Origin of the sequence: Streptococcus caprae (genome assembly GCF_042649745.1) — a bacterium.
Taxonomy (GTDB): domain Bacteria; phylum Bacillota; class Bacilli; order Lactobacillales; family Streptococcaceae; genus Streptococcus; species Streptococcus caprae.
In genome coordinates, this window is record NZ_JBHRZV010000027.1 from 25891 (window position 1) to 42674 (window position 16784).

The window sequence follows — 16784 nt, forward strand, 5'->3', positions numbered from 1 at the left end:
TAAAAATCATTCTAATCTCTATATTTTTTAGATAATAAAAAGATAGTAGAACATGCAGATAATAAACAGGTAGCAGTTCATTTTTTAAGCCCATATTTATTAATCCAACTATTCTTAACTTAAAGAGAAATTTACAAAAATCATAACATTAGGAAATGTCCTGCTTCAACAACTCCTCAATTAGATATAAAATGAGATTAACAAGTAAACTGATGCCAACAGTTAACAGAATGCCCCAGAGCAACTTGGGCATACTCATCGTTCGTAAACCTTCAAATAAGATTGTTCCCAAACCTCCAGCATTAATAGTTGCTGCAATAGTTGCAATCGCTATAATGGCTGTCACTGTAATCCGAATACCTGCAAAAATTGCTGGAAGTGCTAAAGGAATTTCTACCTTATAGAAAACTTGCCAAGGCGTCATCCCCATTCCCACTGCTGCTTCTTTTATACTTGCTTCAACTTGTGATAAACCTGATAAAAAGCTTCCAACAAGACTGTATTGAGCATAGATAACCAAAACAATGATTGCGGAAGTTCGACCAAGTCCAGTCCAAGGAATTAAAAGTGCAAATAATGCAAAGCTCGGAATGGCATAGAGAAGACTTAAAAAATAAGTAGAGGCTGATTGCCATTTAGGATTAAAATGTAGCACAATCGTTAGCAAGCTTGCTAACACAATGGCAAGTCCCAAGCTAATTCCCGCAAGAAATAGGTGCTGACTTGTTGCTAAGAAGAGTTGTTCAGAGGATTTTTGGTAATATTCAATCATAGGCCATCTCCAAGAGACCTTCTTGTTGCCGCGCTGTTGTGATTAATTTTTCCACAAAGCCATTACCAGGATTGTTCAAAATAGCCTTAGGCGTATCGTATTGACAAATCTTCCCTTGATTCATAATAATGACTTTAGTACCGAGTTTAAAAGCTTCATAAATATCGTGAGTAATAAAGACAAATGTTTTATCAGTCAAAGACTGATGAATTCTTTGTAATTGCACTTGTAAATCGCTACGTGTAATAGCATCGATAGCTCCGAACGGTTCATCAAAAAGCATCACATCAGGATTAGCTGCTAATGCTCTGGCAACACCGACTCGTTGTTGTTGACCACCAGACAAATCCTTTGGATAACGCTTTGCATAATCTTGTGCAGGTAACTGAATTAAAGCAAGCAATTCTACAATTCGAGCTTCAATCCTTTCTTTATCCCAGCCAAGAAGTTTAGGCACGGTGGCAATGTTTTCAGCAACAGTCATGTGTGGAAAAAGACCAATCTGTTGGACAACGTAGCCAATTTGTCGTCTAAGGTCTACTGGATTTAGATGACAAATATCTTGATTTTCAAATAAAATCTGCCCTTCAGAAGGCTCTAACAAACGGTTCATCATCTTCAGGATAGTCGTTTTTCCTGAACCTGAGGTGCCTAGAATGGTCACAAACTCCCCTTTTTCAATTGTCAGATTAACCTTATCGACAACGGTTTTTTCACCATAAGATTTGCTAACCTGTCGCAGTTCAATCATAACTTCTTTCATGAATTTTCCTTACTTATTTTTAATACTGTCATAATACTCTTTAGCAACATCTTTATATTCCTCACCGTCTACATCAACCTTGGCGTTAAGAGAGGTGACTGTTGCGGTGTCTAATTGAACAGAAATTTTATTTAGAACATCTGCAATTTCGGGATTTGTTTTTAAAACACTGTCACGTACAACTGGTGCAAGGTTATACGGTGGCCAAAACTGTTTGTCATCTTCAAGCAAAGTAAATTTATCTGTGTTAACCAGTTGCCCTTCTGTTGTATAAGCTGGCGTAACATCCGCTTCCTCATTTTCAAGCACAGCATATTTAAGGCTATTATCATAAACCTTAGAAGATTTCCAGGCAAACTTACCATAAGCTTTTTCAAGACCTGGAATACCGTCCTCACGTTGGTCAAATTCCCCTTGAGAGGCAAAACGAAGCTCACTAGCATGTTTCTGCAAATCTGAAATAGTTTTAATACCAAGTTCCTTCGCAACTTCTGTACGAATAACCAAACCTTGACCATCATTTGCAGCAGCATAGTCTAACCAAGTTACTTGGAATTTATCTTTGTACTGACTTTTAACAGTTTCATAAACCTTATTTGGATCGGTTTCCATTTCGGCTTTAAGAATCGATAAGAGGCCTGTACCTGTATATTCAGGATAAATATCAATTTCATCATTAACAAACGAGTTATGAATTAAAGAACTAGAAATATTTGATACACGTTCAACACTGTACCCCTTGTCTTCTAAAGCTAGGGCATAAATTTCTGCCACAATTAGGTTCTCCGTAAAATCTTTTGAGCCAATGCGAATCGACTCGCCAGATTGAGTGGAGGTGTTTTCAGAAGATTGATTACTTTTATTAAAAAAAGCAAAAGCTGAAACGGCAAAAAGTAGAACGCCCAACAAAAGGGCTAAAACTGTTTTTTTAGATTTCATGTGATGTCACTCCTTTAATTGTAAAATCAAAAATAATCATTGTCAGAAATGATAAAACAGCTACCGATCCGCCTCCAATAACTAAGAGATCTAATCGATAAAGACCGAGTCCAGTAAAAATAATTTCTCCCAAGCCGCCTGCTCCGATATAGGTGGCTAGTGTCGCACTCGCAATCACTTCAACCAGAGCTAACTTGATACCGTTAAGAATATGAGGTAAGGCGAGAGGTAATTGTACTCTAAATAAAAGTTGCCACTGTGTCATTCCAAGGCCTATACCTGTTTCAACAAGTACAGGAGAGACTTCTTGAAAACCAACAACAGTATTCAATAAAATAGCAGGTAATCCCAGTATCACAAGAGCAATTAGGGCAGGTCCCCTTCCGACACCAATGATAGGAATCAAAATAAACAAAATCCCTAGACTGGGAATAACCCGAAGCGCTTGAATACTCCCTTGACTTATTCGCCTTATTAATGGCAATTGCCAAGATAGGTATCCCAATGGCAAACCAATGAGTAGAGCGATTAGCAAAGCCAATAAACTAATACTTAGATGCTCCCAAACAGCTGTCCAATATTGAGAACTATTTTGACTAAAATAGACGATAATATCCTCAAACAACTACCTCACCCCCATCTCACGTTTGAGAGACTGGGTAAAAAAATCAGTACCTCGAAGTAACGCTTCTCTCTGACGATCATCTAACTGCGCTATCGCTTGTTCTTCCATGCGAACAAGAGGTGCTATAATAGCTTCTGCATAGTGATATCCTGACTCTGTTAGGAGCACTCTTTTCTGGCGTTTATCTGTCTCTGATGGTTCTAAAATAGCATAACCTTTTTGAAGATATCCTTGAATAATGGCATGAACCACCTGCTTCGTTGAATAAGTCTTCTCGCAAAGTATTTTTTGCGAAATGCCTTTAGGATCATTATAAAGCCATAAAAGAATTAAAAGACCTTTATAATTCATTCCATGTTGTCTAGCATAATACTCATACAAAGAAAACTGTTCATCTCTTAATTTTGCGTATTGCTTAGCTACCTTCATCGTTTGCCTCCATTAAAACGATATTTTTACCAAAACTATTCGTTGTCTCCATACGAAGATGGGCTTGACCTACCTGCTCTAATCTATAAATTTTTTCTGGTTTAATTGCTATATCATAACGTTTGATGTAATCAAACAAATCTTGAAGACTTTTTTGTGACACACGACCAGAGTAAGCGGTTGTCAAATAGCGATTCCCTTGTAGTGCCATAATAGGATCAAAATCTTCCAAAAACCACTGACCACCCAGTTGACCTGCACTACAGACAATTCCGTAATCTTTAGTGTGTTTCAGACTATCCAATATCGTTTTAGGACCAATCAACTCCAAGACTTTATCAAAGTTTTTATCTGTTTGTAATATACCATCGTTCTCTACAATGACTTGATCAAACCCCGCCTGGCACAAACGCTCTTTTTTTGACAAACTACGCGTAGAGCCTACTAAGGTCATGTCAGCGAACTTTGCTTTTAATAGTTGAGCAAAAGCGACACCAACGCCACTCGTTGCCCCGCGTACCAAAACCGTATCATTTGGATTAATTTGCAAACTCAAAAGCGCTAAATATGCCGTATAATAGGTTTCTGGAATCGTTGCTAAAGTCCCCCAGTCAAATTCTGTCTCGATTGGATAAATTTGATTATTAGGTAGTAACACATACTCTGCATAAGAGCCATCAAACTCTCTGCCCATTTCTCCCATGATAGAAACTACTTTCTTACCAACAGGTAAAACCGTCGCATCCGTTGTTTCTTCTATTACCCCTACACATTCAATCCCAAGGATTCTTGGAAATGTCACACTGGGCGACAATCCTTTTCTGGTAAAGATTTCAGAACGATTGATACCAAAACCCTTGACTTTGACCAGGGACCAGCCAGTCTTGAGTTGTGGTTTAGGCATTGGTTTAAGCTGAAGAACAGATGAATCACCGGGATTTGTCACCACAACAGCTCGCATTGTCTTAGTATTCATCATAAACTGTCACCTTTAAATCCTTGAAAAAGCCTTGTGTACCAATATCGACAAATAACCCGATACTGCCTACTGCCTCTTCACCCAATTTCAAATCATTCACTCCTAACGTTTCCTGCCCGTTGATATAAAAGACAGCTCGTTCATCTAAAATCTCAGCTCGGATAGCAATCCATTCATCCAAAGAAATTGCAGCTGGCGCCTCGTAGTCGGCAATACCTTGCTCTCTAAAGTAATCAAACTTATAATTTGGATAGGCAAAATACTGACTGGCACGACTAGCTCTTATAGAATCCTCGTGATTACCATTAGTCGGACGCACATAAAAAGATTCAAATTGCTCATTATCCTCGCTAATTCTAAAAGCAATACCAATAAAGCCTCTAGCAAAATCAGGTGCATCAGGTAACAATCTGCTACGGACACTTACTTCGATAGTTCCATTTTTAAACGAGAAATGTTTTAACTTAGCGTAAGTATTCTCATCAAAAACCATCAACTTCTCCGTTTTATGCACCTCAAGAACCGCTTCTCCATCCAAATTCGTTTCTAATATCTTTGTATTAACTGCTTCAAAGTTATCTTTTGTCATTGTGATGTGGTGCTGCATAACATCCCCCTGGATTTTAGTAAAATTATTTTACTTTTATAACAATTAAGATATCACAAAGCCTAAAACAAGTCAAATATTTTTGCCGTTTTTGTGTGAATTGAATAGATATACTTTTTGAAGTTTGTTATATCATACTCCAAGCAACGTGCACAACACCTAAATACTTCACTAAATTCTTAGATTTAACAAAATGAAATAAACTGTTGGTTATCCAATATTAAAAAAGAGAAGGACAACAATGTACAAAACACTATTTAAAAGTCTTTCCGCAGAAGAACTAGCAATTATTTACATATTACTGAAACTTCTCCTTAAAACTATATTCGAAGATAGACCTCCTGGCGGAAATGAAACATGTCAGGGAGAGTTTCAACATTATGATTATACACATTCAATTATTGACTTTCTCAACCAAAATAAACAAGTTGTCTTGCACCTATTGACCCAAAAAGCAGAAGAATATGCAAACTTCAAGGTTATTAGAAGCTATGTCAATTCAATCTTTGATTGGGCTGAGGAATTGGAATATATCGAGACGAACCGACTATCAAAAACAATAAGTCGCATCAAGGCTACTAAAAAAATTAAGTTGCAAGAATCTAAGCGCGATGAGGATTTATATCTTTCACAAGCAGAACTTCAAGCATAGTTCACAGCATTTGAGGAAGACTTGGAAAACAATAAACTCTTATTCAAAGACTACATTTTTGACTACATTTTTTGTGAAATATATTTAGAAGTTCGGATATATATTAATGAATCGGTTACACTAAACTAGACAGTCTTATAAAGTGTTCTACACTTAAAGAAAACAGGAGAACAGACATGTCTAGAAAAATACGCCGTCATTTTACAGATAACTTTAAACAACAAATCGTTGACCTTCACAATGCAGGGATGAAACGTAGCGAGCTCATTAAGGAATATGAGTTAACCCCCTCTACCTTTGACAAATGGGTGAAACAGGCCAAAACAACGGGGTCATTTAAAACGGTTGATAACCTCACCGATGAACAGCGTGAGCTGATAGCTCTTAGAAAGCGAAACAGAGAACTTGAAATGCAGCTATTCCTTGTTAGTTAAAAGGGTTATATATTGTAATGCCATTTGTCCACCTGCGCTATCCCCCATGATAACGATGTTGTCAGTATCAATATCGTACTGAGCGCCATGTTCAGCCACCCAATGCATCGCTAGATTGACATCATCTAACTCACCCGGGAAAATAACATCTAGTGGTAATCGGTAGTTAAAGTTAACAAAACCGAAACCTGCCTTGGCAAATTCTAATCCAAAGAATTGATATCTTTTATATATCCTTGCTTTTTAGGAGCGTTTCAGCTTATGGCAGGGATTTAACCTCAAATCCTTAAAAATGAGGTTTAACTGCGTAACACAAGTAAAAATTCAAAGAGAAAACGGACGCGGCAGCCATGAATTTGTGGCTACTGCGTCCGCTATTTTTTGCTATTAGAACCATAACAATTTTTCATCTCTGAATACGGGATTTTTGCCATCTGCATAAGGATCATATCTTTCTATTTCCCCTGTGTCGTATTAAGTTAATTATAACAGAGTTTAGGAATTCTAAAAAACAAGTGCAATAGTGCTAAATATAGCGTAGTACTCATTCAAAATCAACAAATGGCCTCTAATATTACCAATGACTGATAGACGTCATGAGGATAAAGTGTTTCTTTCGTCATAGGGTATCCTTATTAGTGAAGAAGCTAGGCACAAACTTACTTTTGAATTTTGCTCGTAAAAATTGAAAAATAAAAAATGGCTTAGTGAACGTTTCTTGATGACGCTGTTCTAAACCATTTATGATTTCCCAGATTGTCAAATTAAGCTAGACATTTTATGTAACTCAGAAAAACTTGATAAGGTGTATGATAGTTTAGTGATTTCCTAGGAATGTTATTTCGTCTATCAGCTATAGCTGATAACACATTTTGAGACAAGTCATTAAAATCCATTTGTTTAGGTAATCCATGACGTCTTAATAACCCATTTGAGTGTTCATTTAATCCACGTTGCCCAGGGCAATCTGGATCCGCAAAGAAAATATCAATATCGTGCTGGTTGGAAATCGTCTTGCAATTAGAGAACTCTTTCCCACAATCAAAGGTCATTGATTTAAAGAGATGTTTTGGAAATCTTGAGAGCCATCTAGTTAGTGCTTGTTCAATATCACTAGCTTTTCGCCCCTTTGTTTGAAGCGTGATAATAGCTTTAGACTGCTTCTCTACCAATGTGATAACAGCACTTTTGTGGTTTTTACCAACAATAGTATCCCCTTCAAGATGACCAAACTCCCTATCAAATTCTGGATAGACTTTCGAACGCTCACGGATATCCCGACAAAAAGCTTGCTTGCCACATTTTTCTGCCTTACCATTTGGCTTGCGCTTTCCCTTCCAGGGTAGATCCTCTTTCTTGAAGATACCACGGTCAACTAGGCGATAAAGAGTTCTCATAGAACAAGAGATTTTATCAGGATAAGTTCCTTTAACAACATCTAGACTCCAGTCGCGATTTAAATGCATTTGGATAACTGTTTGTTCATTTTGAGTGAGTTGGGTTTTACGACGACCACAACGCTGCTTGTTAGCTTTGTAGTGTTCATAGTAATCATAGGCAGTGTGTCCAGCCTTAAAATAAGCAATAATCTTATAAATAGTTTGTTTTGATCTTTTGAGAGAGTGACAAATAGCGCTAACTGCCATGCCTTCTTGGTAGTAAGCCTCTATCATTACGAGTTCGTTTGTGGTAAGATGAGTGTAGGTCATTTATGTTAGTTCCTTTCAGACAAATGTGGTAGTTTATCTGAGACTAACATAGATGGCTTTTTCTGTCTAGCTTAATTTTACAATTTGGGATAATTAATCCCCTCCCTCTAAGAAACCTCAGGACAAACCTTTATAATATGGTCAGTTATTTTTTAATAGCAAGCTCTCTTATAAGATAAATTGTCTCAGTTGCAATACATTTCCCTCCTCAAAAGATCTCCCAGACCTTTTAGGTCTCCACACAATCTTAGGATAGGTACTCATAAAAATACAATACTAAATATGGAATCTAAATAGCTATAAAAAGATAAGAGAAGGTGTTTTAATATAACTACAATTATGCTATTCAACTTATCGGTTTCATCTTTAAGACCTCTTGCCCTCATGAACAACTAAATCTCTATTCTAAAGTATAAAAACCCTAGGACTCTTCATTGAATCCTAGGTTTTCTTCTTATTACAACTCTTCTAGTCGTTTTTCTTGTGTAAGGTACACAACGCTGGTCAAACTTTCTTGTCCATCATTGACAAATATTTCAAGTGAGTTCTTATCAATCACAACTTGCAATCGTTTTGCTTTCACTGTTACTGCTCGGCGAGTAGTCTCCCATTTTTCTTCACCAACTAACTGATAAGCCACTTTGCTACGGTCGATGTAGACTTCTACTTTATCAGCATCATAACCAAAGGTCACAAAGTCTTCTGCTGAGCCGAGTCGGAAATGACGGCTAGCTTCTAATGAGAGATCAATGTAGCCAGCTCCTGCCACCACATCTCCCAAAGCTACTTTTGGAAGCTCTGCTATGCTTTCTGAAAGAACCGTCTGCTTCACTCGTCCATCAACAAGAGTCAGTTGACGAGGAAGGCTCATGCTACCTGCCCAGCTGTGGCGCAACTCATGTGGAATAACCGTACGTCCCCATGTGTGCTCCCAACCAATCATAATGCGACGTCCTTGACCATCCTCGAGGCTTTGTGGAGCGTAGAAGTCATGTCCATGATCAATTTCTTGAACAGATTCTAAGGTGAAGGTTTTGGTTTCCCAATCAACTGTACCAAGAACGGCCACAGATGAATTCAGGTTGGCAAAGTTATTACCTGCCTTTGGATAGCTCATTGGAGAAAAGATAAGGACATCTTGACCACCTAGACTAAAGTAATCTGGACATTCCCACATAAAGCCTTGGTCAGCTTCACCTTTAAGGAAGATAGATTCAAAGCTCCAGTCCACCAAATCATCTGAACCCAATAGCACAATGGTTCCGACATTATCTTTATGCTTAGCAGCAACTACCGCATAATAACGACCATCTTTTTCAAAAAGTTTTGGATCACGAAAATCTGCTGCCACCAACTCTTCTGGTAGAATTTCACCAGTCGCTACTGGATTTTCCTTAATCTTAGTAAAGGTCACACCGTCTGTTGAGTAGGCCATGTTTTGGATTTGACGAACGCTTCCATCTGGATCCACATTATGACCAGTGTACATCAACCAGAGGGTATCGTCTTTGACAATGGCAGAGCCCGAGAAGCATCCATCCTTATCATAATCTTGGTCTGGTGCTAAAGCAACTGGTAAATGCTCCCAATTGACCAAATCTTTTGATTTAGCATGGCCCCAGTGCATTGGTCCCCACACGCTATCATAAGGGTAAAATTGGTAGAAGAGATGATACTCCCCACGGAAATACACAAAACCATTTGGGTCATTAATCCAGCCAATCGGTGCCGAAAAATGCTTTTCTGGTTTAAAGGTTGTGTCAAGAGCCTCAGTAGGCGCTTTAATATAAGCATTGGCTCTTTCCACAGTAAAACGTTCTGTCATAACTTACTCCTGTGATTTGAGGTAGTTATCAAGGTAGTCTTGTTTAATTTTCAACCAATCTGAAAGACCGTATTTTTCAAGCTCAGCCTTGTAGCTATCCCATTCTTCATCAACGCCACCATTTGTAATCCATTCTGCGCGTTTACGGGCAACAAAGTCCATCATATCTGCTTCAACTTGTGCAACTTTATCCAAATCTTCTTCTTCCATGAAGACACGTGGATAAATCATGTCATTACTCATGTAAGGTACATAGTATTCTTTAATCAAGTCTAAACGCCATGCAGCATCGTCTGGTTTAGTTGTTACTTTACCATAGTAGCTATCTAAAATTGCAAGTGGTCCACCAACTTCTGTTTTTTGACGAAGTTCAGCTGGTGCAGTTCCTTCAAGTGGCAAGTGTTTCAATGATTTTGAAGCTTTGTCAAATTCAAAGATATTTTGTTGTTTGTCATCACCATAAGTACCCCAGTTATTTTGAACTGATTGAACTGGCTCATACTGTGCGTCAATCCATTTTGCAGTCAATTCTAGGTTTTTGTTAGCACTTGTGATAACCATACGGTCGCGAGAGAAACCAATGTTATTTGTACGTGTTACGTTTTTCTTACCGCTTGGTCCAGCCAAAACCGGAAGAACATCGTAGTTACCTTTTGTACTTACATTGTTTTTATCCCATGTGAAGTAGACACCGTATTGGTTTTCTCCACCTTTAGCAATGTAGCTGTTCCAATCTTGTTCGAAAGCTTCGGTGTCAATAAGACCTTTTTCATAAAGGCTACGCATGAATTTAACACCTTCTTTATAGCTATCATTGTCAGCTGTAAAGTCTGCCTTGCCATCATTGCTTACAATAAGGTGATCATCATTATCTCCCTCACCAAAGGCCCCAAAGAGAATTTTGAAGTCTTCGTTACCGCCATTGTTGATAAATGACATTGGAATTTCATCTGCCTTACCATTACCATTAGGGTCTTGTGTTTTAAAGGCTTCAAGAACTTTTACCAACTCATCTGTTGTTTGTGGCATTTGAAGATTTAATTTTTTCAACCAATCTGTGTTAATCCAAGCCATGTCATTGACACTGTGAATAGACTCTTTGCCTTCACCAAGTTCTTCAATCCAAGGGAATGAATAGATGTGTCCATCTGGCGCTGTGATTAGTGAGCGATACTCTGGATTTTCATCCAAGATTTTCTTAAGATTTGGCATGTATTTGTCAATTAAGTCTTCAACAGGAATAATAACCCCTTGTTTTGCCCAAGACATCAATTCCCCATCAGACGCACCATCGTTGTGAATAGCGTCTGGAAGATCACCAGATGAGATATCCAAATTACGTTTTTCCGCAAAGTCTGCTTGATAGTTTGTCCAGTCAATGTGAACGCCTGTTTGTTTTTCCATACGTTGGAAAATCAATTTATCGTTAGGGTCTTCTGGAGCCAATGTTGAGCTACCTGTGATGAATTTAAGAGTAACTTCATCTTTGAGTGGGAATTTGACATTTTCCAATTTGTAGTCTGGACTCGCTGCTGAATCTTTAGAACCACAAGCTGTAAGAGCTAAACCTGCTGCAGCTGTCGCAACAACGAGCATTGAACGTGTCATCCATTTGTTTTTCATGAGAAAACTCCTTTATGTTTTTTCTATATTAAATAATAACGATTTGAGAAGGGATTACCCTTTGAGTGAACCAGCCATAATACCTTTGTCGAAGTATTTTTGGAAGAATGGGTACATTACAATCAATGGGAGACTTGAAATGATGATAGTTGCATATTTAACCATTTCAGCAATTTTCTTCAATTCATTCATAGCTGCTTGCGCACCAATCATATTGGCACTGACTTCATTTTGAATCAAGATGTTGCGAAGAACCAATTGAAGAGGTGCAAGGTCTGGATCCTTGATGTAAATCATGGCATCGAAGTAAGAATTCCATTGTCCTACAAAGGCATAGAGAAAAAGAACAAACATGATTGGTTTTGCTAGTGGTAACATGATTTTTACAAAGATTTGGAAATCATTGGCACCATCAATAACAGCTGCCTCTACCAATTCTTCAGGAATCCCTTGGAAGTAAGTTCTTGCAAGGATAATGTTCCAAACATTAACTGCACCTGGAACGATAATAGCCCAGACTGTGTTGAGCATACCCAAATTTTTAATGAGCAAGTAAGTTGGAACTAAGCCACCACCAAAGAACATGGTGAAGATTAGGAAGTAATTGATCCATTTGCGCCCAACTAAATCTTTACGAGAAAGAGGATAGGCTGTCAAAACTGAAATGGCTACTGTCAAAATAGCAAAGCCTGTTGAATAAATGAGTGAGTTGATAAAACCTCGTAAGATAGAATCATCACCAAAAACTTTTAGATAACCTTGAACGGTCCAATCATCTGGATTAAAACTAATACCTTTGACAGCTAACACCTGCGGATCCATGAAGGAAGCCACTAGAATGTAGGCCATCGGTACAACTGTAATCAAAACCAAACCTGCGATTAAAATTTTATTAAGGAATAAAATTTTTCTGTCAAAGTCGGTATATAATTTTGTATTCATAGTAACCTCCTAGAGTCCTTCACCATCATTTAGGTGTTCAACGATTTTATTAACAGAGAAGAGTAGAATCATGTTAATCACTGAGTTAAACAAACCAACCGCTGTTGAGTATGAGTAATCCCCTGAAACAAGGCCGACCTTGTATACATAAGTTGAAATGATTTCAGAAGCGGTTAAGTTCAAGCTGGTCTGCATCAAGAAAGCTTTTTCGTATCCAACACTCATAATATTACCAGCTGCCAAGATAAATTGAATCACAATAATTGGTTTCAAAGCTGGTAAGTCAATGTGACGAATCCGTTGGAAAATATTTGCCCCATCAAGCTGTGCTGCTTCAATCAAGGACGTATCGACATTAACTAAGGTTGCTGTGTAAAGTGTTGAAGCCCACCCCATACCTTGCCAAATACCACTAAAGATATATAATGGTCTGAAGTAATCTGGTTCTGTCATAAAGTTTGTCTTAAGGCCAAAGTGCGCGAGGATTCCATTTACAGGTCCCTCTGCTGAGAAGAAAAGGAAAATCATACCGACAATAACAATAACTGAGATAAAGTTTGGTGCGTATAGGATAAGCTGAATACGTTTCTTAGCCTTATCACTAATCAATAGGTTAAGCATAATGGCAAGGATAATTGGCGGGAAAAATCCTAAAATCAGCCCATAAACACTTAATTTCAAGGTATTTCCCAAAAGAACCATAAAGTTTGGTGAAGAGAGAAATTTAGTGAACTCTGTAAAACCTACCCAATCACTCCCCATAACACCTTTTAATGGGTTAAAATCTTTAAAGGCAATTAAGACCCCATACATAGGGATATAGCGAAAGACAAAGGTCAATAGAAGTCCAGGTAAGATCATTAAGAGCAAGAAACGTTGTCTCTTAATACGGTCCCAAAGACCTGTCTTTTTAACACTAGCAACAGCCATAGCTCCTCCTTTTTGAAACGTTTCAATTTTTCTTAAAAAACCAAAGGCCCTTGCCTCCAAAAACCTTTGAAACGTTTTAATTTTTTGTTAAATAAAAATTGTATCTTTTGATTACAGTAATATCTTAACATTGTAAGCGATTACTGTCAATAGCTTTTTCTAAAAAAATTAATTTTTTGTCGTTGGACCTTCAATAAAAGAAATCGGTAACACAGACTGCACCTTATGAGGTACACCATCTATAATACTTAGCAAAATTTGGACCGCTTCTTTTGCCATTTCTTCCAGAGGTTGCTTGATTGTACTAACAGGATTTTTTCTCTCTGCAGCTAGACGGATTCCATCATAACCAATGACCTGTACATCTTCTGGTACGCGCCTTCCAAGTTTTCTTAAAATCTCGATAACATCCAAGGCTAAGAAATCATTGATTGTAAAAATGCCATCAATGTCAGAATGTTCTCTTAAAAAAGATTCTACCTGATATTTTGTATCTGACACATCCTCATCATAATCCAGAGAATAGCATGTCTGACCAACTTTTTCAAGGTATTCTTTAAAATACCAATGACGGTTCTTAGTTTCATTTGTCGTCTGATTATGGCCACCAATAAAGGCAAGATGCTGGCATCCCTTCTCAAGCAATGTTTTAGCAGCTAGACGACCACCAGCTTTATTGTCAGATGTTACACAAGCAATATTTTTATTATCATACGTACGGTCAATACTTACAAATGGAATATTGGTCGTCAAATAATCGTCGATTGGGCTATAGGTAATCGCAATAATCCCATCAACCTTATTCTGCTGAAGCATATTGATGTATTCAATCTCTTTTTTTGAGCCTGAAATATTGCAGAGCAGAAGTTTATAATTGTGGTTGCTCAGCTCATTTTCCACATAGTAAGCAAACTCAGCAAAAAATGGATGCCAAATTGTTGGAATGATCAAGGCAACTGTCTCAGTCTTATTTTTTTTCATGCCACGCGCATAGGCATCTGGAATATAATTGAGCTCTTCAATAGCAGATTTAACTTTTGTTAAGGTTAACTCTTTAATTCCATTTTCATTATTAATCACACGCGAAACTGTTCCCACGCTAACCCCAGCTAACTTAGCAACATCTTTCATCGTAATTGATTTTTTGACAGGTCCCACGCTAAATGTATCCTTTCGCCAATTAGTTTTCATCATTTTATCATTTTTTGAAACCGTTTGCCAATGTTTTTCCTGTTTGTTGAAAGTTTTTCAAAAAAATAAGCCGTAATAGCTAAAAAGGCTGAGAAAAAATATCCCAACCTCTTTATTATTCCCAATTTGTCAAATTAAGCTAGACATTTTATGTAACTCAGAAAAACTTGATAAGGTGTCTGATAGTTTAGTGATTTCCTAGGAATATTATTTCGTCTAACAACTATAGCTGATAGACATTTTTGAGACAAGTCATTAAAATCCATCTGCTTAGGAAGTCCGTGCCGTCTTAATAACCCATTTGAGTGTTCATTTAATCCACGTTGCCCAGGGCAACCTGGATCCACAAAGAAAATATCAATATCGTGCTGGTTGGAAATCGTCTTGCAATTAGAGAACTCTTTCCCACAATCAAAGGTCATTGATTTAAAGAGATGTTTTGGAAATCTTGAGAGCCATCTAGTTAGTGCTTGTTCAATATCACTAGCTTTTCGCCCCTTTGTTTGAAGCGTGATAATAGCTTTAGACTGCTTCTCTACCAAAGTGATAACTGCACTTTTATGGTTTTTACCAACAATAGTATCACCTTCAAGATGACCAAACTCCCTATCAAATTCTGGATAGACTTTCGAACGCTCACGAATATCCCGACGAAAAGCTTGCTTGCCACGTTTTTCTGTCTTACCATTTGGCTTGCGCTTTCCCTTCCAGGGTAGATTCTCTTTCTTGAAGATACCGCGGTCAACTAGGCGATAAAGAGTTCTCATAGAACAAGAGATTTTATCAGGATAAGTTCCTTCAACAACATCTAGACTCCAGTCGCGATTTAAATGCATTTGGATAACTGTTTGTTCATTTTGAGTGAGTTGGGTTTTACGACGACCACAACGTTGCTTGTTAGCTTTGTAGTTTTTATAGTAATCATAGGCGGTATGTCCGGCCTTAAAATAAGCAATAAGCTTATAATAAGACGTTTATCTAATCGATTTGATTTTACCCTAAATTAACGAGTTGTGCCGCACCAATAATACCTGCATCATTCCCTAACTCTGCAAGAACGATATGGCAGGTTTCACGAATTTGTGGAAAAATGTAGTCATATGCCTTAGTCGCAATCTTTTCTCGCAAGAACTCTCCTGCTGCTGATACGCCGCCTCCGATAACAATATGACTTGGACTCAAGGTATTGGCAATGTGAGATACGGCAAGACCTAAGTAGCTAACAAATTTATCGACTACCATATTGGCGAAAACATCTCCTTCTTTGGCAGCGTCAAAAATCTCTTTTGAGGTTACTTCGTCTCCATTGTCAATACTAGCTTTAATAGGAGAATCACCCTCATATTCGCTTGAAAAATGATGAGCTAAGTTCACAATCCCTGTCGCTGAAGCAACTGCCTCAAGGCAGCCCTTTTTACCACAGGTACATGGAGTCAAATAGTCCGTATCAACCGTTAAATGCCCAATCTCTCCTGCTGCTCCGCCTTCTCCTGTGACCAATTGACCGTTAGTAACAATACCTCCGCCAACTCCTGTTCCAAGCGTGAACATAACAACATCACTATTTCCTTTTCCTGCTCCCTTCCATTGTTCCCCGAGAGCTGCCACATTGGCATCATTACCAATATAAAATGGTAAGCCGAAGGCTTCATCAAATGCCTTTCCGACCTCTTGGAGATTTGACCAACCGAGATTGTAGGCACCGATAACGGTTTTGTGTACTGCATCAACTTTACCAGGTGATCCCATCCCAATACCAACAAAATCATCGGCTGTCAATTGATATAGGTCTAAATGTTCCGTAATAGATTGAATAATATCTGGAACAATATGTTTCCCATTTTCTAAAGAATTGGTTTTAATTGACCATTTTTCTAAGACCTCTCCTTCTTGTGAAACGATTGCCAATTTAACACTGGTTCCACCAAGGTCTATTCCGATAATTTTTTTCATAACTCTTCCTTTCGTACATAATACTGTTCTAAAAACTGTGCAACACCATCATTATCATTAGTCTCAGTAACATAGTCACTTACTTCCTTCAACTCTGTAACGGCATTCCCAACTGCTATACCTACTTGGGCAAAAGTAAGCATTTCTAAGTCATTCAAATTGTTTCCAAAGGCCATTAGCTGCTCTGAGGATAAATTAAACTTGTTTAGTAAAATTTTTAAAGCTCTTGCTTTGTTATCACCACCTTGCATGATTTCAAGGTAAAAGGCTTCACTTTTATTTAGTGAAAAGCTGGCGCTAATAGCTTGCAAGAAGCCCTACTTTGCATTTTCCAAAGTCTCGGGATTACCTACAGCCATAATTTTAATAATCTTCAGGTTGATTAGTTGATTTTCCTAGATTATACGTATA

At 37.9% G+C, this 16784-nt stretch carries 15 protein-coding genes and 4 pseudogenes; 2 read left to right on the forward strand and 17 right to left on the reverse strand.

The features are described 5' to 3' along the window. Positions 1–148: 148 nt before the first annotated feature. From ACFORF_RS03585 to ACFORF_RS03615, 7 genes are read right to left on the reverse strand one after another with little or no spacing between them, the layout of a single operon-like run. Positions 149–772, reverse strand: a complete 624-nt coding sequence (locus ACFORF_RS03585) for an ABC transporter permease (RefSeq protein ID WP_380425574.1) — start codon at positions 770–772, stop codon at positions 149–151. Then, on the reverse strand, positions 765–1523 hold the full coding sequence (locus ACFORF_RS03590) for an ABC transporter ATP-binding protein (RefSeq protein ID WP_380425683.1): 759 nt from the start codon (positions 1521–1523) through the stop codon (positions 765–767). The genes ACFORF_RS03585 and ACFORF_RS03590 overlap by 8 nt, the downstream gene beginning before the upstream one ends. 21 nt (positions 1524–1544) lie before the next feature. After that, positions 1545–2474 (reverse strand): glycine betaine ABC transporter substrate-binding protein, encoded by a 930-nt coding sequence (locus ACFORF_RS03595; protein WP_380425576.1) that lies wholly within the window; start codon positions 2472–2474, stop codon positions 1545–1547. Beyond that, positions 2464–3099, reverse strand: coding sequence for an ABC transporter permease (locus ACFORF_RS03600; protein ID WP_380425578.1), 636 nt, complete (start codon positions 3097–3099; stop codon positions 2464–2466). Before ACFORF_RS03600 ends, ACFORF_RS03595 begins: the two co-directional genes overlap by 11 nt. Next, on the reverse strand, positions 3100–3528 hold the full coding sequence (locus ACFORF_RS03605) for a MarR family winged helix-turn-helix transcriptional regulator (protein WP_380425580.1): 429 nt from the start codon (positions 3526–3528) through the stop codon (positions 3100–3102). After that, positions 3515–4489 (reverse strand): alcohol dehydrogenase catalytic domain-containing protein, encoded by a 975-nt coding sequence (locus tag ACFORF_RS03610; protein ID WP_380425685.1) that lies wholly within the window; start codon positions 4487–4489, stop codon positions 3515–3517. Before ACFORF_RS03610 ends, ACFORF_RS03605 begins: the two co-directional genes overlap by 14 nt. 4 nt (positions 4490–4493) lie before the next feature. Further along, positions 4494–5114, reverse strand: a complete 621-nt coding sequence (locus ACFORF_RS03615; protein WP_380425582.1) for a hypothetical protein — start codon at positions 5112–5114, stop codon at positions 4494–4496. A gap of 400 nt (positions 5115–5514) precedes the next feature. Between ACFORF_RS03615 and ACFORF_RS03620 the strand changes: the two are divergent. Continuing rightward, positions 5515–5832: pseudogene (locus ACFORF_RS03620) on the forward strand (site-specific integrase); the annotation flags it as partial. A gap of 110 nt (positions 5833–5942) precedes the next feature. Then, positions 5943–6185: pseudogene (locus ACFORF_RS03625) on the forward strand (transposase); the annotation flags it as partial. Here the strand turns inward: ACFORF_RS03625 and ACFORF_RS03630 are convergent. The 10 genes and pseudogenes from ACFORF_RS03630 to ACFORF_RS03675 all read right to left on the reverse strand — a co-directional run. Then, positions 6186–6422, reverse strand: a pseudogene (locus ACFORF_RS03630) (alpha/beta hydrolase); the annotation flags it as partial. 542 nt (positions 6423–6964) lie between these two features. Further along, entirely contained in the window at positions 6965–7909 is a 945-nt protein-coding gene (locus ACFORF_RS03635; RefSeq protein ID WP_380425584.1) for an IS30 family transposase, read from the reverse strand. Positions 7910–8366: 457 nt separating this feature from the next. Further along, positions 8367–9734, reverse strand: coding sequence for a glycoside hydrolase family 32 protein (locus ACFORF_RS03640; RefSeq protein WP_380425586.1), 1368 nt, complete (start codon positions 9732–9734; stop codon positions 8367–8369). Positions 9735–9737: 3 nt separating this feature from the next. After that, a complete protein-coding gene (locus ACFORF_RS03645) occupies positions 9738–11357 on the reverse strand; it encodes an ABC transporter substrate-binding protein (RefSeq protein ID WP_380425588.1) in 1620 nt (539 codons plus the stop codon). Positions 11358–11411: 54 nt separating this feature from the next. Continuing rightward, the gene (locus tag ACFORF_RS03650; protein WP_162011897.1) at positions 11412–12299 is read right to left on the reverse strand and encodes a carbohydrate ABC transporter permease; all 888 of its coding nucleotides are present in this window, start codon (positions 12297–12299) and stop codon (positions 11412–11414) included. Between the two features lie 9 nt (positions 12300–12308). Then, positions 12309–13229, reverse strand: coding sequence for an ABC transporter permease (locus ACFORF_RS03655; RefSeq protein ID WP_380425590.1), 921 nt, complete (start codon positions 13227–13229; stop codon positions 12309–12311). A gap of 168 nt (positions 13230–13397) precedes the next feature. After that, positions 13398–14420: a LacI family DNA-binding transcriptional regulator gene (locus ACFORF_RS03660; RefSeq protein ID WP_380425687.1), complete on the reverse strand. Its 1023-nt coding sequence runs from the start codon at positions 14418–14420 to the stop codon at positions 13398–13400. A gap of 134 nt (positions 14421–14554) precedes the next feature. After that, positions 14555–15385 (reverse strand): annotated as a pseudogene (locus tag ACFORF_RS03665) (IS30 family transposase); the annotation flags it as partial. A 28-nt stretch (positions 15386–15413) separates the two neighbouring features. After that, on the reverse strand, positions 15414–16373 hold the full coding sequence (locus ACFORF_RS03670) for an ROK family glucokinase (protein ID WP_380425592.1): 960 nt from the start codon (positions 16371–16373) through the stop codon (positions 15414–15416). Continuing rightward, on the reverse strand, positions 16370–16684 hold the full coding sequence (locus tag ACFORF_RS03675; protein ID WP_380425594.1) for an HAD family hydrolase: 315 nt from the start codon (positions 16682–16684) through the stop codon (positions 16370–16372). Before ACFORF_RS03675 ends, ACFORF_RS03670 begins: the two co-directional genes overlap by 4 nt. Between the last annotated feature and the right edge of the window lie 100 nt (positions 16685–16784).

Coding starts and splice junctions, on each gene's coding strand:
- ACFORF_RS03585 (WP_380425574.1), bottom strand. CDS start 772: ATGATTGAATATTACCAAAAATCCTCTGAACAACTCTTCTTAGCAACA.
- ACFORF_RS03590 (WP_380425683.1), bottom strand. CDS start 1,523: ATGATTGAACTGCGACAGGTTAGCAAATCTTATGGTGAAAAAACCGTT.
- ACFORF_RS03595 (WP_380425576.1), bottom strand. CDS start 2,474: ATGAAATCTAAAAAAACAGTTTTAGCCCTTTTGTTGGGCGTTCTACTT.
- ACFORF_RS03605 (WP_380425580.1), bottom strand. CDS start 3,528: ATGAAGGTAGCTAAGCAATACGCAAAATTAAGAGATGAACAGTTTTCT.
- ACFORF_RS03610 (WP_380425685.1), bottom strand. CDS start 4,489: ATGCGAGCTGTTGTGGTGACAAATCCCGGTGATTCATCTGTTCTTCAG.
- ACFORF_RS03615 (WP_380425582.1), bottom strand. CDS start 5,114: ATGCAGCACCACATCACAATGACAAAAGATAACTTTGAAGCAGTTAAT.
- ACFORF_RS03635 (WP_380425584.1), bottom strand. CDS start 7,909: ATGACCTACACTCATCTTACCACAAACGAACTCGTAATGATAGAGGCT.
- ACFORF_RS03640 (WP_380425586.1), bottom strand. CDS start 9,734: ATGACAGAACGTTTTACTGTGGAAAGAGCCAATGCTTATATTAAAGCG.
- ACFORF_RS03645 (WP_380425588.1), bottom strand. CDS start 11,357: ATGAAAAACAAATGGATGACACGTTCAATGCTCGTTGTTGCGACAGCT.
- ACFORF_RS03650 (WP_162011897.1), bottom strand. CDS start 12,299: ATGAATACAAAATTATATACCGACTTTGACAGAAAAATTTTATTCCTT.
- ACFORF_RS03655 (WP_380425590.1), bottom strand. CDS start 13,229: ATGGCTGTTGCTAGTGTTAAAAAGACAGGTCTTTGGGACCGTATTAAG.
- ACFORF_RS03660 (WP_380425687.1), bottom strand. CDS start 14,420: ATGAAAACTAATTGGCGAAAGGATACATTTAGCGTGGGACCTGTCAAA.
- ACFORF_RS03670 (WP_380425592.1), bottom strand. CDS start 16,373: ATGAAAAAAATTATCGGAATAGACCTTGGTGGAACCAGTGTTAAATTG.